The following is a 759-nucleotide window of genomic DNA, read 5'->3' on the forward strand; positions in this document are numbered from 1 at the left end:
CTTTCCGGTAAATAAAAGTAATAGATCAAAATTGGCGATTACCGTCAACCCCACTGATATCATCAATACAAAAAACCTGTGTAAGATCACACTATTTTTAAATCAGAAATACGGTGCGGAATGACGGATTCAACGTTGTCCTGAAGATAGAGAGGAAGTAGAAAAAGCCATAGCGGAGGTTCAGGCTCAAATCCCGGCACTGGATGCAATATTAGCAAAAGAGCCGCCACCGCCGGAATTACCGCCGCGTAAGCCATTAATCAAAGTCAGTGGGATATTGGAAGAATTTGAGACGCTCTGTGTGAGGGGCTACTTTTCCGATCGTGAATATGATCCCGCCGCCTTTGCTCGTAAGGAAGAGCGGGAACTGTATGGTGCGTTATTACTATCGATAGCAGGAAATACCTCAGCGGCAGCAATTAATTCGCAGACCAAGGTTCGGGAGAGTGATACCTGTGATTTTGTGCGAGGGAAAATCAATGGTGTGCCATTTCACGGTTGGCTAGGGTTTACCACCGCAAAAATGGGGGATTATGTTGAATTAGCGGTAACCGAGCAGGAGGGGTACTATGTGGTTTATGCCATTGCGCATCCTGAATTAAGGGTGGTTTCTATGACGCCCCGTTGTAGGCCTGTCTTTCCTACACAAATATTGCCGGAAGTTGCATCTGCTTTTGAATTTTTGTATTTATTGTGGAATTCAACAATACAGCCTGTTTGAGGCCCGCTATGCCATTCTCAGCAAATGCCCATAAATGG

1 protein-coding gene is annotated in these 759 nt (G+C 45.2%); it reads left to right on the plus strand.

The annotated features are described in order from the left end of the window. Nucleotides 1-274: 274 nt before the first annotated feature. Nucleotides 275-721 carry a putative type VI secretion system effector gene (locus tag CKY02_RS23150; RefSeq protein ID WP_275658239.1) on the plus strand — a complete coding sequence of 149 codons (447 nt, stop codon included), beginning with the start codon at nt 275-277 and terminating at the stop codon, nt 719-721. Nucleotides 722-759: the final 38 nt, after the last annotated feature.

Origin of the sequence: Photorhabdus bodei (genome assembly GCF_003287735.1) — a bacterium.
Classification (GTDB): Bacteria; Pseudomonadota; Gammaproteobacteria; order Enterobacterales; family Enterobacteriaceae; genus Photorhabdus; species Photorhabdus kayaii.